The sequence below is a fragment of the Paraburkholderia sp. RL17-337-BIB-A genome, assembly GCF_046025895.1.
Lineage (GTDB): Bacteria > Pseudomonadota > Gammaproteobacteria > Burkholderiales > Burkholderiaceae > Paraburkholderia > Paraburkholderia fungorum_C.
In genome coordinates this window covers 3,284,171-3,307,717 of the sequence record NZ_JARESY010000002.1, presented here as the reverse complement: position 1 = coordinate 3,307,717, position 23,547 = coordinate 3,284,171, and the positions used below count along the sequence as shown (strand labels likewise).

At 61.7% G+C, this 23,547-nt stretch carries 17 protein-coding genes and 1 tRNA gene; 13 read left to right on the top strand and 5 right to left on the bottom strand.

Annotated elements, in window-relative coordinates; all coding sequences use genetic code 11:
• Positions 1-6: 6 nt before the first annotated feature.
• The 8 genes from selA to P0D84_RS35350 all read left to right on the top strand — a co-directional run bounded on the left by selA (position 7) and on the right by P0D84_RS35350 (position 13,939).
• The gene (gene selA, locus P0D84_RS35385) at positions 7-1,437 is read left to right on the top strand and encodes an L-seryl-tRNA(Sec) selenium transferase (RefSeq protein WP_408344752.1); all 1,431 of its coding nucleotides are present in this window, start codon (positions 7-9) and stop codon (positions 1,435-1,437) included.
• A complete protein-coding gene (gene selB / locus P0D84_RS35380) occupies positions 1,434-3,347 on the top strand; it encodes a selenocysteine-specific translation elongation factor (RefSeq protein ID WP_408344749.1) in 1,914 nt (637 codons plus the stop codon). Before selA ends, selB begins: the two co-directional genes overlap by 4 nt.
• Positions 3,348-3,411: 64 nt before the next feature.
• Positions 3,412-3,504: transfer RNA gene (locus tag P0D84_RS35375), tRNA-Sec, on the top strand.
• Between the two features lie 125 nt (positions 3,505-3,629).
• Complete coding sequence (locus tag P0D84_RS35370) at positions 3,630-3,806, top strand: hypothetical protein (RefSeq protein WP_408344746.1); 177 nt, start codon at positions 3,630-3,632, stop codon at positions 3,804-3,806.
• A 128-nt stretch (positions 3,807-3,934) separates the two neighbouring features.
• A complete protein-coding gene (gene recC, locus P0D84_RS35365; RefSeq protein ID WP_408344743.1) occupies positions 3,935-7,513 on the top strand; it encodes an exodeoxyribonuclease V subunit gamma in 3,579 nt (1,192 codons plus the stop codon).
• Complete coding sequence (gene recB, locus P0D84_RS35360) at positions 7,510-11,295, top strand: exodeoxyribonuclease V subunit beta (protein ID WP_408344740.1); 3,786 nt, start codon at positions 7,510-7,512, stop codon at positions 11,293-11,295. The genes recC and recB overlap by 4 nt, the downstream gene beginning before the upstream one ends.
• Positions 11,292-13,409, top strand: a complete 2,118-nt coding sequence (recD, locus tag P0D84_RS35355) for an exodeoxyribonuclease V subunit alpha (RefSeq protein WP_408344737.1) — start codon at positions 11,292-11,294, stop codon at positions 13,407-13,409. Before recB ends, recD begins: the two co-directional genes overlap by 4 nt.
• 116 nt (positions 13,410-13,525) lie before the next feature.
• Positions 13,526-13,939: a hypothetical protein gene (locus P0D84_RS35350; protein WP_408344734.1), complete on the top strand. Its 414-nt coding sequence runs from the start codon at positions 13,526-13,528 to the stop codon at positions 13,937-13,939.
• Positions 13,940-14,658: 719 nt separating this feature from the next.
• Here the strand turns inward: P0D84_RS35350 and P0D84_RS35345 are convergent.
• A complete protein-coding gene (locus tag P0D84_RS35345) occupies positions 14,659-15,666 on the bottom strand; it encodes a GlxA family transcriptional regulator (protein WP_408344731.1) in 1,008 nt (335 codons plus the stop codon).
• Between the two features lie 507 nt (positions 15,667-16,173).
• On the opposite strand from P0D84_RS35345, the gene P0D84_RS35340 reads away from it, so the two are divergent.
• Positions 16,174-16,992, top strand: a complete 819-nt coding sequence (locus P0D84_RS35340; RefSeq protein WP_408344728.1) for an SIR2 family NAD-dependent protein deacylase — start codon at positions 16,174-16,176, stop codon at positions 16,990-16,992.
• 241 nt (positions 16,993-17,233) lie between these two features.
• Here P0D84_RS35340 and P0D84_RS35335 read toward each other — a convergent pair whose 3' ends face one another.
• From P0D84_RS35335 to P0D84_RS35320, 4 genes are all read right to left on the bottom strand, one after another.
• Positions 17,234-17,941 carry a hypothetical protein gene (locus P0D84_RS35335; protein WP_408344725.1) on the bottom strand — a complete coding sequence of 236 codons (708 nt, stop codon included), beginning with the start codon at positions 17,939-17,941 and terminating at the stop codon, positions 17,234-17,236.
• A gap of 141 nt (positions 17,942-18,082) precedes the next feature.
• On the bottom strand, positions 18,083-18,376 hold the full coding sequence (locus P0D84_RS35330; RefSeq protein ID WP_408344722.1) for a hypothetical protein: 294 nt from the start codon (positions 18,374-18,376) through the stop codon (positions 18,083-18,085).
• Positions 18,377-18,408: 32 nt separating this feature from the next.
• The gene (locus P0D84_RS35325; protein ID WP_408344719.1) at positions 18,409-18,699 is read right to left on the bottom strand and encodes a hypothetical protein; all 291 of its coding nucleotides are present in this window, start codon (positions 18,697-18,699) and stop codon (positions 18,409-18,411) included.
• A gap of 392 nt (positions 18,700-19,091) precedes the next feature.
• Positions 19,092-19,646 carry a hypothetical protein gene (locus P0D84_RS35320; protein WP_408344716.1) on the bottom strand — a complete coding sequence of 185 codons (555 nt, stop codon included), beginning with the start codon at positions 19,644-19,646 and terminating at the stop codon, positions 19,092-19,094.
• Positions 19,647-19,879: 233 nt separating this feature from the next.
• Between P0D84_RS35320 and P0D84_RS35315 the strand changes: the two genes are divergently transcribed.
• From P0D84_RS35315 to P0D84_RS35300, 4 genes are all read left to right on the top strand, one after another.
• Positions 19,880-20,899, top strand: coding sequence for a helix-turn-helix transcriptional regulator (locus tag P0D84_RS35315; protein WP_408344713.1), 1,020 nt, complete (start codon positions 19,880-19,882; stop codon positions 20,897-20,899).
• Positions 20,900-20,936: 37 nt separating this feature from the next.
• On the top strand, positions 20,937-21,728 hold the full coding sequence (locus tag P0D84_RS35310) for an NERD domain-containing protein (RefSeq protein ID WP_408344710.1): 792 nt from the start codon (positions 20,937-20,939) through the stop codon (positions 21,726-21,728).
• Positions 21,691-22,254 carry a CobW C-terminal domain-containing protein gene (locus P0D84_RS35305; RefSeq protein ID WP_408344707.1) on the top strand — a complete coding sequence of 188 codons (564 nt, stop codon included), beginning with the start codon at positions 21,691-21,693 and terminating at the stop codon, positions 22,252-22,254. The genes P0D84_RS35310 and P0D84_RS35305 overlap by 38 nt, the downstream gene beginning before the upstream one ends.
• A gap of 137 nt (positions 22,255-22,391) precedes the next feature.
• Positions 22,392-23,537: an ABC transporter substrate-binding protein gene (locus tag P0D84_RS35300; RefSeq protein ID WP_408346290.1), complete on the top strand. Its 1,146-nt coding sequence runs from the start codon at positions 22,392-22,394 to the stop codon at positions 23,535-23,537.
• Positions 23,538-23,547: the final 10 nt, after the last annotated feature.

Here is a 23,547-nt window from a genome sequence, read left to right as displayed (position 1 = left end):
TGCCTCGTGAGCGATGTAACCGGCTCTGAATTGCGCGCGCTGATGGCGCGTGTGCCGTCGGTGGAAAAGGTGCTGGCGTCGGCCGAATTTGCGGCGCTGCTGAGCGAGTTCGGCCGCACGCAGGTGTTGGGCGCCTTGCGTCACGCGCTCGATAGCTGGCGTGCCAGCGCGCAGTCCGGCGTTGCGTCGGTGAGCGCGCTCGATGTCGCGCAGCTGCAGATATCGGTCGAAGCAGCGCTGCGCCGCCGCAACGAGGCGCGCTTGCGCAGCGTCTTCAATCTGACCGGCACCGTGCTGCATACCAACCTCGGCCGCGCGCTGCTGCCGGATGAAGCGGTGCAAGCCGTCATGAAAGCGCTCACGCAACCGGCCAATCTCGAGTTCGATCTCGGCACCGGCAAGCGCGGCGACCGCGACGATCTGATCGACGAACTCATTTGCGAATTAACCGGCGCGGAAGCGGCAACCGTGGTCAACAACAACGCGGCGGCGGTGTTGCTCACGTTGTCCGCATTGGCCTCGAAAAAAGAAGTGATCGTGTCGCGTGGCGAGCTGGTTGAAATCGGCGGCGCGTTTCGCATTCCCGACATCATGAGCCGCGCGGGCGCCAGGCTGCGCGAAGTCGGCACCACCAATCGCACGCATCTGAAGGATTACGACGAAGCCATTGGCCCGCAAACCGCGTTGCTGATGAAAGTCCACGCGAGCAATTACGCAATCAACGGCTTCACGAAAGAAGTCGGTATCGAGGCAATCGCACCGCTCGCGCATTCGCGTGGTCTTGCCGTGGCTGTGGATCTGGGCAGCGGCACGCTGGTCGATCTGACGCAATGGGGTTTGCCGCGTGAGACGACGGTGCGCGAAACCATCGAAGCCGGCGCCGACCTTGTCACATTTAGCGGCGACAAGCTGCTTGGCGGCCCGCAGGCAGGCTTGATTGTCGGCCGGCGCGATCTGATTGCGAAGATCAAGAAGCATCCGCTCAAACGCGCGTTACGCGTCGGCAAACTGACGCTGGCGGCGCTGGAACCTGTGCTGCAGATGTATCGCGCGCCGGAAAAGCTTGCGGAGCGATTGACTACGCTGCGGTTGCTCACCCGTTCGAGCGACGCTATCCGGCTCACCGCGGAGCGGGTACAACCCGCGTTGCAGCGCATGATCGGCGAACGTTATGTGGTGGCGGCGGAGCCCATGTTCAGCCAGATCGGCAGCGGCGCGTTGCCCGTCGACGTATTGCCGAGCCATGGCCTCGTCGTCAGGACGGCCGATGGCAAACGCGGCGGCCGGCAACTGCTCGCGCTCGAAAAACGGCTGCGCGAGATGGCGCGGCCGGTCATCGGCCGTATCGCGGACGATGCCTTGCGCCTCGATCTGCGCTGTCTCGAAGCCGCCGATGAAGCGCAATTGATCGAGCAACTGAAGGGCGCCAACGCATGATCGTCGGTACGGCGGGGCATATCGACCACGGCAAGACGAGTCTGGTGAGAGCGCTATCAGGCGTCGATACGGATCGTCTCAAGGAAGAAAAGGCGCGCGGCATTTCGATTGAACTGGGCTATGCGTACGTGCCGCTTGAAAACGGCGACGTGCTCGGGCTGATCGACGTGCCTGGCCACGAAAAGCTCGTCCATACGATGACCGCGGGCGCAAGCGGGATCGATTTCGCGCTGCTCGTGATCGCCGCCGATGATGGCGTGATGCCGCAAACGCGCGAACATCTCGCAATTGTGGAACTCCTCGGTATCAAATGCGGCGCCATCGCGCTGACCAAGATAGACCGCGTTGACGCTGCGCGGCTGCAGCAAGTACACGAAGAGATTGCAGCGTTTCTGAGCGGCACCGTGCTGCGGAACGCACCCATATTCGACACCTGCGCGCCGCGTGACGACGATCCTGGCGTGGCCGCGTTAAAGGCGCATTTGCACGCTGCGGCAGCAGAGTGGCGCATGAAGCGCGACGACGGTCTGTTCCGTCTCGCCGTCGATCGGGTTTTCACGCTCGCGGGCCAAGGCACGATCGTGACAGGGACCGCGGTGTCGGGACGCGTCAGTGTGGGCGCTACCATGCTGCTCGCGCAGAAGAATCAGCCGGTGCGCGTGCGCAGCATTCATGCGCAGAATCGTCCGGCTGAGACTGGACACGCAGGCGAGCGTTGCGCATTGAATCTTGCCGGCATTGAGAAGAGCGCGATCGATCGTGGCGACTGGATCGTCGATCCGCGTTTGTCGCAAGCTTCGGAACGGATCGACGTCATGCTGACGCTCCTTGCCGATGTACCGTTGACGCTCCAGCATTGGGCGCCGCTGCATGTGCATCTGGGCACACAGCATCAGGTCGCGCATGTTGCGTTGCTCGATGGCGAGACACTCGGGGCAGGTCAACGGGCGCGCGTGCAGTTGGTGTTCGAACGGCCGGTGTGTGCGCTTCCCGGCGACCGCTTTGTCGTGCGCAACGCGCAGGCTGATCGCACGGTTGGCGGCGGCCATGTGCTGGATCCGTTTGCGCCTTCGCGCAAGCGTCGCTCGGCCGAGCGGCTCGCGTGGCTCGACGCGATTCAGATCATGCTCGACACCGGCGCGCTGGATTCGCTGCTGGCAAGAGCGCCGCATGGCTTGTCCCGTTCGTTATTGGAAAGACTGACGGGCATGCAGGCAGCCGTGCTCGAGTTGCCTTCTGACACGCGCGTCGTGGAGCTTCCAGGTAACGACGCATTGTTGGTCGCGGATGCGTCATGGCGTGCCCTGGCTGCGCGGCTGGCTACGACACTCAAGCAATACCACGAGCGCTCGCCGGACGAACTGGGCCCGGATATATCGCGCTTGCGTCGGATCGCAGCGCCGCTTGCCGACGAGGCGTTGTGGCGCGCGCTAGTGGACGATGCGGCGGCGCGCGGCGAGATCGTCAGACGCGGCCCCTGGTTGCATCTGCCGGACCATGCGGTGACGCTCGACGACGCCGATCGTGCGCTCGCGGCAGCGCTGCTCCCCGTGCTGAAAGAGGGACGTTTCGATCCGCCCTGGGTGCGCGATCTGGCAAACGCGCATGGCGTATCCGAAGATCGCGTGCGGCAATTGCTGCGCAAGCTCGCGCGGCAGGGCGAGCTTTTTCAGGTCGTGCGTGACCTCTTTTATCATCATGAGGTGATACGCGAACTCGCCTCGATCGCGGCCTCGGAAGCGCAAAAGAATGCGGGTACGGTAGCGGCTGCACCGTTTCGCGATGTCACCGGTCTTGGCCGAAAACGCGCGATTCAGCTTTTGGAGTTCTTCGACAGGGTTGGGTATACTCGCTTCCACCGTGGCCTGCATTTGATGCGCACGGATAGTCGTTGGCTCGATGTGCTTTGATTTTCGGCACTTGATTTTCGGCACTTGAGTTGCGACGCATGGTTCACGTAGTTCAATCACCGTAGGAAGGCATTCGTATCCGGTGGTGCGGCTGGGCTTCAAACCCAGTTGAGGGCGTCAGCCGCTCTCAGGTCGGTTCGACTCCGGCTGCCTTCCGCCCCATGTTTTCAATGGATTACCGCTACAGCAAGCACCGCACGATCTGGCCAGAGAACTGCTCAGGCGCGTGACCGCTCACAGACCTGCTGTGCGCCGATCGTTGACGTGGGCGGCGCCGGTCATATGAACTTGCCGTACCTACCAGAAGGGATCGATATGGTGAACAACAATTCCCCGCTCGAAAGTCTCGCAGCATTTTCGATCGTTTTTGCCGCGGCCGTTCTGTCGACTGTGGCGATGGGCAAGTACATCGAAAAAGTACGCCGCGACGCTCAACAAGCGGCCGCCAGCGCCGACTAGGCGTTGTCACTGACGTTCCTGCTTTCGCATATCCCCAAACCGAGGCGTCGTTCGCAAACAGAAATCGGCCACGCCCTCACCGCGCGTGCCGGGCCCAATCGCGCGCGCTCATGGAGTCTTCCTTGCCCTTGAATTCCATCTCTCCCGGGTTGATGCTGATCCACGGCAATCGATCCGAGCGGCTTCGCGATCTGCTTATCGAATGGACGAAGCGGTATCCGCTCGCGCCACTCGAGAACGAGACGATACTCGTACAGAGTAACGGTATTGCGCAATGGCTGAAGCTCGCACTCGCCGCCAACTGCGATCCCGCGACCGGCGAAGGGGGTTGCGGGATCGCCGCAGCGCTCGAAATCTCACTCCCGTCGCGTTTCATCTGGCAGGCGTATCGCGCGGTGCTGGGCGAAGCATCGGTGGCGGACGTATCGCCGTTCGACAAATCGCGGCTCGTCTGGCGGCTGATGCGTGTCCTGCCGGCGCTGATCGACCAGCCGATGTTCGAGCCGCTCAGGCGTTTCATCAGCCACGACGACGACCGTCGCAAGCGTTTCCAGCTCGCGGAGCGGATTGCCGATCTGTTCGACCAGTATCAGATGTACCGCGCAGACTGGCTCGCGAGCTGGGCGCAAGGAGACGATGTCGTGCTCGATGCACGTGGCAAGCGTGACGCGTTGCCGGACGAGCAACACTGGCAGGCGGCGCTCTGGCGTGAACTGGTCGCCGATGTGGCGAGCTCGCTCGACGGCGCGTCTCAGGACGTCGCGTCGGATGGCGGCCGCGCCGCGGTGCACGAGGCGTTCTTGCAGCGAGTCAGTGCGTGGCCGGGCGACGAGCGGCCAGCCGGCCTGCCGCGGCGGATCATTGTCTTCGGTATTTCGAGTCTGCCGCGCCAGTCGCTGGAAGCTTTAGCTGCACTCGCGCGCTGGACCCAGGTGCTGATGTGCGTGCCGAATCCTTGCGCCCACTACTGGGCCGACATCGTGCCTGACAAGGATCTCCTGCGCGCCGAACATTCGCGGCAGCAGCGCCGGGAAGGTGCGCCGGCCGAGTTGCCGGCTGAAGAACTGCATCTGCACGCCCATCCGTTGCTCGCATCATGGGGCAAGCAGGGGCGCGACTTCATCGGGCTGCTCGACGAGTTCGACAGCATGGAAGCGCGGGAGCGCTATCGTCCGCAGTTCGCGGGTATTGGCCAGCGTATCGATCTGTTCGAAGAGCGCGACGCATCCAGCCTGCTGCAGCAGTTGCAGGACGACATCCGGGATCTGCGTCCGCTGCGCGAGACGCAGATCGAATGGCCCGCTGTCGATCCGGCGTCGGACGATTCGATCCGCTTTCATGTCGCGCACAGCGCGCAACGCGAGGTCGAGATCCTGCACGACCAACTGCTGGCGGCATTCAATGCGGACCCGAACCTGAAGCCGCGCGAGATCATCGTGATGGTGCCAGACATCGAAGCGTACGCGCCGCATATCCAGGCAGTGTTTGGACTGCTCGAGCGGGATGACCCGCGCTACATTCCGTTCAGCGTCGCCGATCGTGGTCAGCGCAAGGCCGACCCGCTCGTCGGTGCGCTCGAAACGCTTCTCGGTCTGCCGCATTCGCGTCTGACCGTCAGCGATCTGCTCGATCTGCTCGACGTGCCGGCGTTGCGCAAGCGTTTCGGCATCGGCGAAAGCGACTTGCCGAAGCTGCGCGCGTGGATCCGCGGCGCCAACATCCGCTGGGGACTGCATGCCGAACAGCGTGCCAGCCTCGGTTTGCCGCTGGACGAGGAAGCAGCCGCACCCCACACGTGGGCCTTCGGCATGCGTCGAATGCTGCTGGGCTATGCCGTCGGCAGCGAAGCAGGCGCGTGGCATGACATCGAGCCCTTCAGCGAAGTGGGCGGGCTGGACGCCGCGCTCCTGGGGCCGCTCGTCAGGCTGATCGACGAGCTCGACAAAATGTGGCGCACGTTGCGCGAACCCGCGACGGTAGAAACGTGGTGCGAACGCCTGCGTGCGCTGAAGAATGCATTCTTCAGCAGCGGCGACGACACCGACGCCTACACGCTCTCGCGTCTCGACAACGTGCTGCACAACTGGCTCGATGCCTGCACCGAGGCCGGATTGACCGACACGCTGCCGCTTTCTGTCGTCGCGGATTATTGGCTGACCCAGTTTGACGAAGGGGGGCTTTCGCAACGCTTCTTTGCGGGCGCCGTGACGTTTGCCACCTTGATGCCGATGCGTGCAATTCCCTTTCGCCGTGTGTGTCTGCTTGGGATGAACGACGGCGACTATCCGCGCACGCGCGTGCCGATGGATTTCGACCTGATGCGCCGCCACTACCGCCCCGGCGACCGCTCGCGCCGCGAGGACGATCGCTATCTGCTGCTCGAAGCGGTGTTGTCGGCGCGGGATCATCTGCATGTGTCCTGGGTGGGCCGCAGCATCAACGACAACAGCGAGCGCCCGCCGTCCGTCCTAGTTGGCCAGCTTCGCGACCATCTTGTCGAAGGCTGGCAGCTCGCGGGCGGAAACAACAGCGGTCGACACGCGCTGTCTGAAGCGCTGACGGTCGAGCACCGGTTGCAGCCGTTCAGTTCCGATTACTTCACGTCCAACACAAACGGTTCGCCGCTTTTCACTTACGCAGCAGAATGGCGCAGGGCGCCGCGAAGCGATGATGCGGGCACGTCGTCGCTGGACGCACTGCTTGCGCCGCTTTTGCGCGACGAGCCTCTGTCCATTCGCGAACTGACGGATTTCCTGAAGAACCCGGTCAAGGCGTTCTTCAACCAGCGCCTGCGCGTCGCGCTCGATTCTGAGGAAGCAGCGAGCGATGACCTGGAGCCGTTCGATCTTGACGCGCTCGAGACATGGAAACTGCAGGACGAGTTGATTCATGCGCAGGCCGTCGCGGTGCATGACGAGGCAGCGACCGTCGGCGCGCGTGAAGCGCGGATGGCTGTCATCCGTCGCCGGGGCGACGTGGCGGCGGGCGGTTTTGGCGATATCGCGAGCGATGGGCTTCTCGAACCGATGGACACCCTGTTCAGCGAGTATCGGCGGCAACTCGCCCGCTGGCCCGTTGCAATCGAACGTGAACAGGAAATCCGCTTTCAGACCGAAGGTGAAAGTCAGGTGTTGTTGCTGGCCGATTGGCTGGGCCGGTGGCGTACCGATGACGCCGGCAGGCAGTCGCGTGTTCTACTGGAGACGAGCGAACTGATCGAGGGGAGAACGTATCGCTATCACAAGCTGATTGGCCATTGGGTCCAGCATCTGGCAGCGAATCTTGCAGGGCGTTCTGTGGCGACCGTGATCGTCAGCAAGAAGGGTACCGTCGAGATGAAGCCGCTGGAGACGGGCGCGGCCGAGATTCATCTGGCGGCCTTGCTGCGCGCGTGGGAATACGGGATGCGCAAACCGTTGCCACTTGCGTTGAAGTCGGCGTTCGAGTGGTTATTCAGGAGCGCTGGCGCCGATTCCGAGCAGGCACTGGCGTTGGCAGAAAAGGCCGCACGCTCGACGTACGAAGGCGGCTTTAACAAGGGCGAAGTGCAGCAGAGCGCAAGCCTGCGCCGCGCCTATGCGGATTTCGATGCGCTGTCCGCCAGCGGCGAGTTCGCCTCGTTCTCTGAACTGTTGCTCGGCCCGCTGCTGGCTGCCGTCAAGAAGAAAGATAAAGCCGCTGCCAACGCGGCAGGAGCCGATGAATGAACGCGCCGATGTCACCTTTGAAGGCAATGCACACGCCGCAACCGCTCGATCCGCTGGACTTTGCGCTGTCCGGCCGCAGCCTGATCGAGGCCAGTGCCGGCACCGGCAAGACCTTTACCATCGCGATGCTCTACGTGCGGCTGGTGCTGGGCCACGACCGGTCGAATGACCGCGCGCGTCCCTTGACACCGCCTGAGATCCTCGTTGTGACATTTACCGATGCGGCGACGAAGGAGCTGCGTGATCGCATCCGCGCGCGGCTGACGGAGGCGGCAGCGTACTTTCAGGTCGAGCCGCATGGCGAGGATCCGCGCGCGCCTGCCGATGCAGACATGCTGCGCGCGCTGCGCAACGAATACCCGGCGCACGAGTGGCCCGCCTGTGCACGAAGGCTGCAGTTCGCGGCCGAATGGATGGATGAAGCGGCGGTATCGACGATTCACGGCTGGTGCAACCGTATGCTGCGCGAACACGCATTCGACAGCGACAGCTTGTTCAGCCAGACGCTCGAAACGAACCAGGCCGAATTGCTGGCGGAAGTCGTGCGCGATTACTGGCGTACTTTCATGGCGCCGCTCGACGCCGCCGAGGCCGCAACGATTAGCGAGTGGGTGTCCGGTCCGCAAGCATTGCAGAAAAAGCTGCGCAATCTGGTCGATGTCGCTCCACTGCTGCCGGATGCATCCGCACCCGACGTCGCGCTAAAAGACGCGCGTGACGAACATGCGCGGCGGCTGGCCGGGATCAAGGCGCCGTGGCAGAAATGGCCCGCTGAAATGAAGGACTTGCTGGATGCCGCTCGGGCCGCTGGGCAGTATGCCGGACGGGAACTTGGACCGGCCAATTGCAACGCGTGGCTCAGCACGTTGAGCGAATGGGCTGGCAACCCGCAGGCAACAGTGCTTTCGCTGCCCGACAATGCATGGGAGCGCTTGACGCCGGACGGGCTCAAACGCTTTTGCAAACAAGGCACGCCGCCCTCGCACCCGGGCTTCGTCGCACTCACGATGCTACGCGACGAACTCGCCGCGCTGCCGAATGGGTGCAACGATGTGCTGTCGCACGCGGCGCGTTGGGTCGCCGAGCGTTTCTCGACCGAGCAGGCACGCCGCGCGCAAATGGGCTTCGACGATCTGCTGACACAACTCGACGCCGCACTGCAAGGCCCGAACGGAGAACGTCTGGCCGAAATCATCCGTAACCAGTTTCCCGTCGCGCTGATCGACGAGTTTCAGGACACCGACCCGGTCCAATACCGCATTTTCGACTCGGTCTACCGCTCTGCCGAAAACGACGCGACGAGCGCGCTGATCCTGATCGGCGACCCGAAGCAGGCAATCTACGCGTTCCGCGGCGCCGACATTCATACGTACCTCGCGGCGCGTCGCTCGTGCGGTTCGCGCCTTTATACGCTTGCGAAGAACTTCCGCTCCACGCACGCGATGGTCGACGCAACGAATCACTGCTTCAACGTCGCGGAGCAACGCGATAGCGGCGCATTTCTGTTTCGCAGCGACGACGGCAATCCCGTGCCCTTCATTAACGTCAGCGCCAAAGGCCGTGACGATGCATTCGTTGTCGATGGCGAAACGCCGCGCGCGTTGACGGCATGGTGGCTGCCGCCCAGTGACAACGGCAAGCCGCTCAGCAAGGGTGCGTATATCGAGCAGATGGCCGCGAGCTGTGCGACCGAGATGGTGCGCCTGCTCAAACTGGGTCAGCAAGGCAAGGCTGGTTTCGTCGGCGGCGACGGTCAGCGGCCGTTGCGTCCTGCCGACATGGCCGTGCTCGTCAACAATCGCATCGAGGCTGACGCGATCCGCCGCGCGCTAGCCGCGCGCAACGTGCGCACGGTCTATCTGTCCGACAAGGACTCGGTCTTCCAGAGCGCGCAGGCTGCGGAGTTGCAGCACTGGCTTGCCGCCTGCGCGGAGCCGGACGACGGACGACTCGTACGCACGGCGCTGGCGACCTCGACCCTCGGACTCGGCTGGACCGAACTCGATGCCCTATATGGCGACGAATTGGCGTGGGAGGCGTGCGTGATGCAATTTCGCGGCTATCGGGAATGCTGGCGCCGTCAGGGCGTGCTGCCGATGCTGCGCCGCCTGCTGAACGACTTCTCGGTGCCCGCGCGGCTTATCGGCTTGCACTCGCATGATGCGGAAGGCGTGCACGGCGGCGAACGGACCCTCACCGATGTGCTGCATCTGGCCGAACTGCTGCAGCAGGCGAGTACGTTGATCGAAGGCGAGCATGGCCTGATCCGCTACCTGGTCGAGCAACGCGAGGCGTCCGAAGAAGGCGGCGGTGGCGATGCGCGGCAGATTCGTCTGGAAAGCGACGGCGACCTCGTCAAAGTCGTGACGATTCACAAATCGAAGGGACTCGAGTATCCGCTGGTGTTCCTTCCATTCGCATGTACGCATCGTCCTGCCGAAGCGACGGACCTGCCGCTCAAATGGCACGACGCGGACGGCACGTTGCACGTCGCCCTTGCCGACGCAGGCGATGTGCTGAAAAAGGTCGACGAGGAACGCCTCGGCGAAGACCTGCGCAAGCTCTATGTCGCGCTGACGCGTGCGCGTTACGCGACCTGGATCGGTATGGCGCCGCTCAAGGAACTCGAGCGCAGCGCGATCGGCTATCTGCTCAACGGCAGGCAGCCGTTCGAGGTAGAGGCGTTGCAGCGCTGCCTGCAAGACGTGCTCGGCGGATCCGACAACATCGCGGTGACGTCGGCGCCGGAGCCCGTCAACGAACGCATCGTCAGTCATGGCGAAGAACTACGAGCGGGGAAGGCGCGCGAATCAGCGCGCGTGACGCGCGAGCCGTGGTGGGTCGCCAGCTATTCGAGCCTGAAGTCGGCCGAAGAGAGCGTGCACGTCGCGCCCGACACATCGCGGCAAGACACGTTCACCGAAGCACGTGATGCCGAAGCCGATGTCGACGAAGAACGCATTGGTGTGACCGCGGAGGCGGCGCGGCATGCGTCGGCGACGCCGGCGGCCGCGCGCGCCTTGCACGACTTTCCGCGCGGTTCGGAGCAGGGCACGTTCCTGCACGATCTGCTCGAATGGGCCGCGAAGCACGGCTTCGCCCAAGTGGCCGCCGACCCCGGGCCGTTGCGCGAAGTGGTGGCCCGACGGTGTAGTGTGCGAGGCTGGGAACGCTGGATCGGACCCTTGACTGAATGGGTCCTGCAGATCGTTTCGACACCGTTCGAACTGGCGCAGAAGCGCGGCATGAAGGCGGCGTCGATCACACTGTCTGCCTTGAGGGCATCGATCGGCGAAATGGAGTTCTGGCTCGCGGCTCATCGTGTCGATACGGCGGCGATCGATCGCCTCGTGCATGAATACACGCTGGGCCAAGCCGAGCGCCCGGCACTGGAAGCCGCGCAACTGAACGGCATGCTGAAAGGCTTCATGGACCTCGTGTTCGAGCACGAAGGCCGCTATTACGTTGCGGACTACAAGTCGAATTGGCTCGGTCCGGATGACGCGGCTTATACGGCCGAGAAGATTCGCGCGCAGATTCTTCGTTCGCGCTATGACCTGCAGTACGTGCTGTATCTGCTCGCCTTGCACAGACTTCTCAAGGCACGGCTGCCCGACTACGACTACGACGAACACATGGGCGGCGGGGTCTATTTGTTCCTGCGCGGACTGAATTCGTCAACCCAAGGAATCCATGCCGAACGGCCGCCACGTGAGCTGATCGAGCGGCTGGATGCGCTCTTTACGGGCGACGACCAACTTGATGATAGGGAGGCGGCATGATCGCGACTCTTTCCGATATGCCCACCGCTGCACCCCGCAGTCTGGATGGCCGTGAGCAGATGGAGCGCTTGCTCGCAGGCTGGGTTGAGCGGGGCTGGCTGCGCGATGTCGATCACGCGTTCGCGGGGTTTCTTGCGCGCGAGGTGGCGGATGCACATGCTTTGCTGATCCTCGCGGCCGCGTTGGCCAGTCACCAGTTGGGGCGCGGCCACGTTTGCCTCGATCTCAAAGCGACGCTCGCCGATCCGGCTTTCGTCCTGTCGTTGCCGCCCGATGGAAGCGCCGCGCGTGACACCCTCGATGACGAGACCGCCGTCGCGATGCCTTCGAAGGTGTTGGAAAACATCACGCTGGAGCGCTGGCTGGCAACGCTTGCTCATCCTGAACTTGTCAGCGTCGGCGCCGGCGAGACGCCGTTGGTGCTGGTCGGTACGCGGCTTTATCTGCGCCGTTACTGGCAGTATGAGCAAAACGTTGTCCGGGCGATTGGCGTGCGCCTCGGGGCAGCGGCGCAACTCGAGCGCGAATTGGACGGCGACGGGCTGGCCCATGCGCTGGACACGCTGTTCCCGCGCGCAAACGACGCCGACGCTCAGACCGACTGGCAGAAGCTCGCTTGCGCGCTCGCTGCGCGCAGCGCCTTCAGTATCGTTACGGGCGGCCCAGGCACCGGCAAGACGACCACGGTCGTGAAGCTGCTGGCGTTATTACAGCGGCTGGCGCTGGCAGCCGGCGAAGACGGACGGCCGTTGCGCATTCGCCTCGCCGCGCCGACCGGCAAGGCGGCGGCGCGCCTGAACGAATCGATTGCGGGTGCCGTCGCGCGTCTGCCGCTCGCCACTTTTCCGCAAGGCGACGCGATACGCGCCGCGATCCCGGTGGCTGTTACGACGTTGCACCGGTTGCTCGGCACACGGCCCGACTCGCGGCGCTTCAGGCATCACGCCGGCAACCCACTATCGCTCGATGTGCTTGTGATCGACGAAGCCTCGATGGTCGATCTGGAGATGATGAACGCGGTGCTCGATGCGTTGCCCGCGGGCGCGCGGCTGATTCTGCTCGGCGACAAGGACCAGCTCGCGTCGGTCGAAGCCGGCGCGGTGCTCGGCGAATTGTGTGAGCGTGCGGGCGACGGGCACTACACGCTGGCGACGCGAGCGTGGCTGCATGAGATGACGGGCGAGCAGATCGACGGGACGCATCTCGACGCGAACGGCACCGCGCTTGATCAGTCGATTGCGATGCTGCGGTTTAGCCACCGATTTTCGGCGAAAAGCGGCATCGGCAAATTGGCCGAAGCCGTCAACCAGGGCAATTCGAGCAAGGTCGCCAAGGTATTGGCGCAAGGCTACGCCGATCTCGCGCTGCTCGAATGCTCGGAGCGGAATGACGCGGCGCTCAAGGCGCTCGTTGTCGACGGCATTGTGCGCGATGACGCCGAGGCTCGTGAGTCGTCCGCGAACGGGCGGCGGGGCTATCGTTACTATCTGCAGGTACTGCGCGATACCCAGCCGCAGCACGGCGCGGACACAGCGGCGTTCGATGCTTGGGCGAACCGCGTGCTGGAGGCGCATGGCGCGTTCCAGTTGCTGTGCGCACTGCGGCGCGGCGGCTGGGGCGTAGAAGGACTTAACCGGCGCGTCGCGCGCCTGCTGCAGGAAGAGCGCCTGATTGCCGTGACGGGTGGGTGGTATCTGGGGCGTCCGGTTCTGGTGACGCGCAACGATTACGAACTCGGACTGATGAACGGCGACATTGGCATTACATTGGCGCTCCCCGTAGCAGACGGTGCCTGGAGTTTGCGCGTTGCATTTGCAGCGGGCGACGGCTCACATCGCATCAAATGGGTGCTGCCGAGCCGGCTGCAGGCTGTCGAAACCGTTTTCGCGTTGACGGTGCACAAGTCTCAGGGTTCGGAGTTCACCCATGCCGCGCTGGTGTTGCCCGAAGCACCGAGTCCCGTGCTCACGCGCGAACTGGTTTATACCGGCATTACCCGTGCGCGCAGTTTCCTGACCATCGCCAGCGCCGGGGGGCAGTCCATCGTTGAACAGGCCGTGCAGACACGCGTTCTTCGGGCAAGCGGTCTGTCGAACGGATTCGATTCTCAGTGAACGTTGCCGGCCTGCCGGAGGCGTCATGAAAACCCGGCCAGCCGACCGGATAGTCGGGACACGAAATATCCCGATCGGCTGGCACGATGGCATTCCATCCATCTCCTGATACTGCCATGCCACAGATGATTGAACATATCGACGCCATCGCGCGTCGTAAGCAGCGCGACGCGCTCTTCGTCACTTTTTCCGATAACCCATCGGGGGAGCGTTCACCACATCACTGGGAAGATCACCCTGCGCGAGCGGCGATCATCGCATCGCTCGACGCGCGCGGTTACGCGTGGGCGCCGTGCGGGGACGTTGCGGACGAACGTGTGATGCGAAGCTATGGCGGAGCGATCTATATCGACGTGCCATTCGATCGCGACCACCCGTCGTATCGCGAACTCGAAGCGTTCCTCGAATATCCTGATGGCACGCTACGTTTGCCTCACATGCGTTTACTCGTCATCGGCCTCGCGTACGCGCGCAAAAATGCTCACCATGACGAACCCGGTTTCTGGGAGCGTCGGGCGGAAGACTTCTGAGTATCATGGGCAATCGGCGACGAACGATTACTTTGATGTTCGTCTTATAGCGGATTGGATCCGCAACGCGGAGGGCGCGGGGCCAAACGGACCGCGTCCGTTGCCTGTCCCACTCGCTGACGCAGGAGTCGCGGCACGATCACGGCGTGAGCCAGCGAATGAAGCGCCGATTCGGTGGAACGTGCTCCTGCCATCGCCCATAGTCCGGACCGAACCAGCGGCAAACGGGTCTCGTCACCGGAAAACAAGGCCATTTCCACACGCGAGGACTGCTTCGATGCCCGAATTGCTTCGCTGGCGCCCACGCAGTTCCAGCAAAAAGATCCCAGCGCCCGAGATGACGATTTCACCACGTGGATGATCATGCCCGCGCCGTCGCCGTCCCGGTGATGAGCGATCTCCCAGGATAGCAGCCCTTCCAGTACCGGAAGACCCCGTATCCATGTGTCGACCTCGGATTCGGCAAAACCCCACAAGCGCAGGCCGATGCGTAACACTGCACCGTTGGACCGATTCGTTCGATTGCGCGGATGTCCGTTGATATCCACCGTATATGGATCGAGGTTTCGCATACTGTCGCGCTCCTTGCTGTTCAGTAGTGAGTAGTGTGCTCTCGCATGTGGTCAAATCATGTCTCGACCAATGCATAATTTTATGAGCAAACAAGTAGGGAAGCGTCCGCTCTGTTTAAGCAGGAAAGCTAAGCGTCAACTCGAGCGCTATTGGCAGTCATTCGACTGACGCTTGTTGGCGCGATATTCGGTGGGCGTTGCCCCAATATGTTTGCGGAACAGCTTGGCGAGCTGTGCACCGCAGCCGAATCCGCACCGTCGCGCAATCTTGTCCACCGGTAGCGTGGTTTCGACAAGAAGTCGACAACACATGTCGAGTCGCACAGACAGCAGATAGTCGGATGGCGTTACCCCCATTTCCGCTTTGAACCGGCGAAGAAAGTTACGCTCGCTCATGGCGGCAAGCCCTGCCGCTTTGTCGATGGAAATCGGCCGTTCGCTGTTTGCTTCCAACCACTGGGCGGAAGTCCTGATCTTGTCGCTAACGCCTCCCGAGGCGCTCCTACGCAAGGCCGATGTGAACTGCGTGGATGCCGGCGGCGCGACACACGAGGCGGCTTTGCGAGTGATCTCCGTACCGAGATCTGCTTCGATGAGACTCAATGCGCTTTCCAGTGGACTCAATACTTCACGTGACGTGCTTAGACCGAAACCTCGGCGAGCGTTCATGTGCGGCACGCGAGCGCTGGCGCTGCCGACACCGGCCGCCGATGCAAACCCTGCGGCTTCGAGCAGGAACTGACCTTCTGCGATAGGAAGAACCCATTCGCTACGAAAATGGGCGCGGCGCAGCCAACTCCGCAGCCGCTCATCGCGGACGGCCTCATGCACGCCCGTGCCACCCGCAATGAACAAAGCATGGAAGTCGTGTGCATGACCGCGCGCTTCAACACTATCTGTCCATACAAAGACGGATGACGAACTGGCGATCCGGCCGCCAGCCGCCGAAAGCAGTTGGACGTCATAGCGCGATACGCCGCGTTGTCCGTCCTCCGCAAATCGGTTCGCTGACTGAAATGCTTCAACGATAGAAACTGTTTCCGGAAGCGAAAAACCATTGAACAGCACGATGCCGATGTGCTTTACCGCGTTTCTGCTGGGCAGGGCGCGTCCTTGAAAGACAGTGTTATCTTGAGTGTCGATATGGCAATCCATCTGACTTTTCCCCCACGGAAATAAGGTCTGCTCCAGCCCCGTTGCAACCGGACTATTCGGCTGGCACGGTCCCACATAAGAACGAGCGGTGCATTGATGCAGTGGTGCAGCGGGCCGGCAAGACGGCTGAACCGCCGCTGGTTCACGCTTGCGAAGGCCATCGCTCAATTTCAACAATGAAAAGGATCACTAATTTGTTGACAGTGTGAAGTGAGTTGCGAGTAGTGGGTAAGCATGCGGAGGCGATGTTGGCGCAGGGGTTTCGCCGTGATTAACGTTTGTTTCATTTCCCTCGTTTCGAAGTCGGCACAGCGACACGATAGCGGTGCGATCGGACAACGGCTGTCTCATTCGATTTTCGTCGGCCAGCTTGGCACTCAGACGCCATTTGTCTCAATGAGGCGGTAGCATGATCGAGAAGTACGGGCGCAGCCGAATGAACAGACGGCGATTTTCTGGTCAGAAAACGGCGAGCATGCGGGGAACAGGGATATCGAGGTGACTTCAATGCGAGACGAATATATACAGCAAGCGATCGCATGGCTTCGCGAAGCAGATGGGCTGCTGATCACGGCAGGAGCAGGGATGGGTGTCGACTCTGGTTTGCCTGATTTCCGTGGCAATGCAGGCTTGTGGCGCGCCTACCCGGCGCTGGCCGAAGCAAGGCGCGATTTTCAGTCTATCGCCAACCCGCGCGCCTTCATGGAGGAGCCGGAACTGGCCTGGGGGTTCTATGGACACCGCCTGAAACTTTATCGCGAGGTCGAACCTCATCCGGGCTTCGCCATGCTCAGAGGCTGGGCCGGGCGCATGCGTCGGGACGCATTTGTTTTCACGAGCAACGTGGACGGGCAATTCCAACGGGCGGGTTTCCCGGAAGACCGTATCGAGGAACACCACGGCTCGATTCACTATATGCAGTGCACCGAGCCGTGTTCCTCGCGAATCGAACCGGCTGCAGACTTCGTGCCGCGGATCGACGAGCGAGCGTGCCGCCACATTGGCCCGTTGCCGCGCTGCCAGCGCTGCGGCGCGATAGCGAGGCCGAATATCCTGATGTTCTGGGACGCGGCGTGGCTGTCATCCCGCGCTGATGCGCAGGCCGCACGCCTCGCCGGCTGGTTAGCGTCGGTCAAACGGCCTGTTGTCGTCGAGGTTGGAGCCGGCACGGCGCTGCCTACGGTCCGGCGCTTCAGTGAGCGACACGGCCCACGGGTGATTCGCATCAATGCTCGCGAGCCGCAGATAGATCCAGCACTTGGCATCGGCATTGAAGGGCGCGCTGTGGACATATTGTCGGCAATCGACGCCGGGTTGGGCGTATAGCGTTCGACGTCGAACGGAGCCGCGCGTTCTTTTGAGCGCATACGTCTAGCAGACGCCGGCTTCCGCTTTGCTTTAAAGAAACCTCCACACACGCCGATATAGCGATGAGTGGCGCGCAGCCGTGTACTAACAGGGCGACCGTGCATCAAGTCAATCTACGTCCCAGCGCGAGAGCGGTACGACGGTCGTCCTGAATGACACTCCCCGATTGTGCGAGCGTCAAGGGTAAAAGGAGAGGCAGTTAGTGTTTCCAGAGAATTTCCTGCATACAGGCATGCAGATCACTGACGCGCAAGCAATGCAGATCGTCAGTTTCCGTAGTGAATATGCTTATCCGGCCGCACATCTTGTTCTCGACGATCACGCCGGCGACTTCGCGTTGCCGGGCGGTCAGTGGGCAAAAATCGTGACTCCAGCGCAAGGTGACGTGACCGACGCGACGCTGGATGCGTATCACGAGCGCCTGCTGCGATCCAGCAACGCGACTGAACGATTGCTCGGGACGGCATCGATCGTATTGTGGGGTTTTTATACGTTCAGTCCGGCGTTCGCGGCTATCCGTGTCCACCGACACCTTGTTGGGCGGGGTAATCAGCAATCCACCAGCGCCGGGCAGATCGCGGACGTATTGGAAGACGCTGACAACGCAATTAGGGCGGGGAATCCAGGCGCGGCGCTGGGAATGTTCGCCGGAATCAACCAGTTGGGCCGCACGCCGTTCGCTTCGAAAGTAATTGCGCTGCTGGATCCAAGGTGCGCAGCGGTATATGACAACAGGATCTGCAAAGGCTTGCAGAGCAGCCCATGGGCGGCAAACGGGCCATTTGCAAACGGGGTGGGGGCGGTCCAATTGCGACGAATCCAGCGCGAGTATGCCAGCTGGTGCAGTTTCACGCAGGCCGTTGCCGAACAATTGAACGAGGGCTGCCTGCGTGGTTTGGCGTGGCATTGGCGCGACAGCTTGAATGGACCGCAGATGTGGCGCGCAATCGATGTCGAACGCGCCATATTTGCCATGTTTCAGCCCCGCTGATCGGCGGTGTTCGTGCCGATCAGCTTCGAGTCGATTGTTTGAAGAGGGCGAGTCGCCTTACGCTGCGTCGCCCTCTGGCAAGCCGGCCTTCCGGGGACCGTCAACAGGCAGCTTGACCGCTGCGTACAACTGCTCGATAGGCTGTCGACGCTGCAGATTCGTCGTGATGCCGTAGTCGCGTTCTGGCTCCTGTCCGTACTTGACGAACCAGATGTCGATTTGACGGAAAGGATTCAGGCTCTCCGCCGGGAATTGTTCTGCAAGTACGAGCGCTCTCGCAATGACTTCCTTGACGACGGCAGGCTTCGTATAGGTTTTACTGAACACGTCGTCTGGCGTGTCAGAGGGCATATGTTTCAGCCAACCGAGCTGGGAGAAAAAAGTTAGGTCGGAACGCGATCCGGTTTGACCGTAGGGAAGCCGAGGTCCATCATCGCGTGCAGCGACGTGACGAATCCAAGGTATTGCTCGAAGGCCTTTTGCACTTCGTCAAATTTCTCTTCATCGCTGCGATGCTGTGTCCGGTCGTAGCCATTGCCAGTAAAGTACAGAAGCACCGGCAATGGACCTTCGCGTTCGACCCGTTCCAGTTCGGCGGCAAGCCTTAGGTATTTTTCGACCTTGTCTTCATCTGCGGAGAAACGGATGCCCGCGTAGGCATTGGACTTTGTCATCAGATCGCGTGTGCTGCTCGTCGTGTTGACGAAGAAACGCGACAGGCTTGCCTGCCAGCCCAGGTCTGATTTGGCAAAAGACAGCCAGTGCCTGTTCGTGATCTCTTCATAGCTTGTCCAGACCGGTACGTATTCAGCCCAATCGCGTTCCGTGACGGCAGCCTTGGCACGCTCAATTTTCTCGCGCTCCTCCTGTTTGGCATAAGAGCGCGTACATGGTCCATGGTGATCTCTTCCGGACGAACGCCGTCACTCAATATGCGTTCCCACAGCTTGCGCCATGTGCCACCGGCTACGGTCTTGTAGCTGGCTGAACGCTTGAGTGTGTCATACACGTTGAGCTGTTCACCGCGATGTTCGAGGCGTTTGACCCAATGCGGAATCTGCGCTTGTCAGTGTTCTGCTGAGAAGCATTCTCTGAGGCGACGGGCGTGCTTTTCATCGTTCGAAAACGTTAGCGCGTCTTCAAGTGTCAGGTGCCCGGCTGTCTTTTCGTTCTCGCAAAGCTGAGCTGCGGCGGCGACAAACTGACTGGAGCCGGCAAAGTGATCTTTCCAGTGGTCGGAGAATTTGCCCCATTGTTTCTTGTCAAGCTGGAACGACCCATTGGCTGCTTCACGGAAATCGCGAAACGGCGCGAAGTTCTGCATGCTATCGATTTCACGGCTTGCTTTGCTTGAAAGCGTTCCGCTATAAACAATACGGGCCCAAGCCAGTTTCCAGAATTCGTCAATACCGATTTCCGGGTTGTAGGCGCCACGGGCAATCGTTTCGGCGATTTTCGCCAGCAAACGGCGGCGATTTTCCTTGTGAATCTTTGCGTCGGTGTCGGCGGTGGGATCCTTGAACACAAGCTTGCGCAAGCTTCTGAAATGCGGATAGCCATATTTGCAGATCTCTGCATTGATACGTTCGTTGTCGTTGGGATGAGTGAGCGGCGTTTGCATCGATGAGTGATTTCTGGGTCGGTGTGGGCGAATGCTTTCGGGCGCAAAATTCCGCGGCGTCGTGAGATTCGGCCGTGCGGGACGGTGAACCGCATCTCCGCATTGTTGGGCGCGCGGGCTATTTCTTTAGTTGAAAGCATCACCCCAGTTTCCTCGGTGCTCAATTAAGATTCGTTACGCCCCGCCGTTAACCTCTATGATGCAAACCCCCTAACCATTCGAAGTTCTGCAGCATGGACACCCTTGATAGCAAGATAATTAGCGTATTGCCCAATGGCGATGGCAACGCAGAGTTTCTCAGCACCCCGGATGTTCACAAGAAGCTGGAGGTCATTGAATCTGACGCGCCGGTCGTTAAAACGGTGCAACGGCGGCTGGAGGAACTGCAACGCCTGGGTTTCGTTGAAATGAAGAAGCGCGGCGCGGCGTGGACATGGCGTAAAGGCGCCGGCGCGGGCGGTATGGCCGGAAAGTCCGGTGCCATCATGACGCGCGAAGAGGCGCTGGCCTTGCACATGCTGCGTAGCTTCACATCGCGGCAAATCCCAACGCTGGTCGCCGAGGCGCTGTCCGATCTGTTCAAGGTCGCGGACAAACGTCTGGAAATGGCAGTGACTGAGGACGAGCGCCGTTACAGCCGATGGGCGGAGAAGGTCGCGGTTGAACATAGCGGTTTCGCGTTGCGATATCCCGCGATTGATCCTGTGACCTTCGCCACGATTTCCCAGGCGCTGTTTCACGAGCGCAAACTGGAAATTGTCTATCGTCCGCGCTCCAACGTGACGAACGACAAGTGCAAGGTCATCTTGCCCCTCGGTCTGGTCGAGGTAGGCGGCCTCGTGTATCTGATCGGAGGCACTGAAGGTCGTTCGAACCCGACGATGTACCGGCTCGACCGCCTGGCGCGCGCGGCAATGATGCTGGAGTCGTTTTCGTATCCGTGTTCTTTCAAGCTCGACGACTACGTCAAGCAGCAGCGCCAGTTCGACTTCATGGTGGAAGGCGAGGTAATGCTCAAGTTGCGTTTCCTCAACGGCGCCGGCGATCACCTTCTCGAGACACCTTTCGCGGCAGATCAGGAAACCCGGCCGACGAGCGCCGGTCTTGATGCGCAGGGTACGGTATTGCTCAGTCAGCGTCTGCGCTGGTGGTTGCGTTCGTTCGGGCCCTATGTGGAAGTGATGGCGCCAGAGAAGCTGCGGGCGGAGTTGGCCGAGGAAGCGCAGGCGCTTGCGGCACTTTACCGGCGCTAAGCTGTGCCCACGTTGCATCGTTCGGTGATTCAATAACATGGCTCGAATATTTCCCGACGGATGGGACCTGCTGCGGTTGAGCGGCGGTGCGCAGCGCGAAGTCGAAACGCTTTCGCTGCTTCAGACAACGCTTGCCGATACCTATACGGTGTACCACGGCGTGCATTGGACCCGGTTGCGTAGCGGGTTTTCCGTGTTCGGTGAAGCGGATTTCATCGTTGTCAGTCCGCCGGGAAGGATCGCTGTCATCGAGCAGAAGGCAGGGTTGCTCGAGGAGACGGAGAGCGGCCTTGTCAAAACCTACGCGGCCAAAACGAAGAATGTCGCGGCGCAGATCTCGCGGACCGTCGCTGGATTGCACGGCCGTCTGACGGCGGCGTTTGGATCGAACAGTTACCGGATCGAAGAACTCCTTTATTGCCCTGACTATCAGGTTCGCGACCGCGCCATCGCGGGCGTCAATCCGTCCAGAATCGTCGACGCTTCGCAGGGCGACTCGCTCGGCGCGATCATCGCAGCGATGATGCCGGAAGACGAACCGCCGCTGCCGTGCCGTGATCAGATTCACGGGTTCTTGGCCAACGAGCTGGCACTCGTTCCTGATGCGGGCGCCATGATCGGGCAAGCGGCGAAGGTGGTTACACGCGTGTCGGATGGACTCGCCAGTTGGGCGCGCTGCATCGAATTTCAGCCGTTTCGACTGCGTGTGGTCGGCACTTGCCGCGCTGGTCCGCACGCTCGCGACACTGAACCCGGCCGCGGAAGTGCTGGTACGCGCAAGCGAGGCGGAAATGGCCGATGTACTCTTCACTCCCGCTATCACGACTGATCTGATGCGCCGGCTCGGCAGCGGGCAACGCGCGTTGGCGCGCGGGGCGGCATTTCCGGGCTTCGATTCGGCTACCGCCGTGGAACCCGCCACCGAATTTAATAGCGCGCGCGGCGAGGGCAGTTACCGCTCCAGGTCGAGAGACCCTGTGTCGCTCGCGCACCATCGCGCGATGCCGTCGCTTGCTGTGCCCGAACGACCGGCGTCACTGGACATCTTGTCATTCTGCATGCAGATCGACGAGCCGATTGACTGGCAGGTATTCACAATCTGGTTCACACTGTTGCTGAACCGTCACGGTGATAAGATTCTGCGCGTCAAAGGCCTGTTGTCGATCGTGGGCTGCGCTCAGCCGGTGGTGCTGCACGCCGTGCAGCACGTGGTCCATCCGGTGCTGCATCTTGACGCGTGGCCCGATGCCCAGAGGAGGTCGACACTCGTCTTCATCACGGAGGGGCTCGCACGCGACAGGGTCGAAGCATCCTATGCGCGGTTCCGTCAACGACTCGAAGAACCTGATCATTGAATACAGTCCGCGCCAAACCCTCACGTCGCAGGCCCGATCCGCCGACGCCTCATTCGCCAGCCGTGGGGTCAGGCGATACACCAGGCACATCGTCCCGACCGTCCCGCGCACCCGCGGTTCACCGGGGCAAGGTCGAACTGCGGGTACTGGGCACTACGTCCACGCTGCAGGAACACATTCGCAAGCAGGCCGAGGAAGATCTGGGGATCCGGCTGCGTTTCATCGTCGACGACAGCTCGGCGGTCCAGCGTGCTGGCGTGATGCACCCCGAGAGCTACGAAATCTACGACCAGTGGTTTCATAGTATCGATTACCTGTGGCCCGCGCGGGCGCTTCAACCGATCGACGTCACGCGAATCTCGCGCTGGCAAGAAGTCAATTCGCTGCCGCGCGCGAATAGCCTCGCGCGGCATAAGTGCGCAAGCGCCGGCAGCGTTCCGGTTAATCGCCTTTACGTACAGGCTGACGGCTCGCTCGCCCGCAAGGCGTCCGATCGTATCAGTATGCTGCCGCTGACGCACAACGCGGACAGCTTCGTCTATCTCCGCGACACGCTACCACCGGCATTGGCGGCGACGCCGGAAAGCTGGGCGTGGCTGCTTGCGCCGGAACTGGCCGGTCGCGTTGCGTTGCAGGCGGACGCGGCTATCGGCGCAATCGACGCCGCGCTCGCGGTTGAGGCCAGCGGTCTCATGCAGTTCGCGGACATTGGCAACCTGACGATCGAAGAAATCGATGCGCTGATCGGCTTCAAGCGGCGCGGCCACTTTGCCGGCTTCTGGTCGACTTTTGCAGACGCTGCGCAGATGATGATTGCCAACAAGGTTGTGATCCAAAGCGTCTGGTCGCCCGCGGCCGTCGAACTTCAGCGCGCCGGTCTGCAATTCCGGCTGGCCAGTCCGAAAGAAGGGTACCGCGCATGGTTCGGAGGGATGTCGCTGTCGCGCGTCGCGCAGGGACGCGTACTCGACGCCGCGTATGATTACCTCAACTGGTGGCTCGACGGATGGGCTGGCGCGGCCATGGCGCGACAGGGATTCTATATCTCCAACTCCGAGCGCTCGCGCGGCTATCTCGACGCTGCGGAATGGGCTTACTGGTACGATGGCAAGCCCGCTGAGTTCGAACTCCCGGGCCCGACCAGCAAGCACCTGATCGCCGCGGGTCAGCAACGCGATGGCGGCAACTATGTATCGCGCATGGGCCGCATCGCGGTGTGGAACTCCGTGATGGACGAGCATAATTACCTGGTGCGTCGCTGGAATGAATTCATGCAAGCCTGACGCACAACAA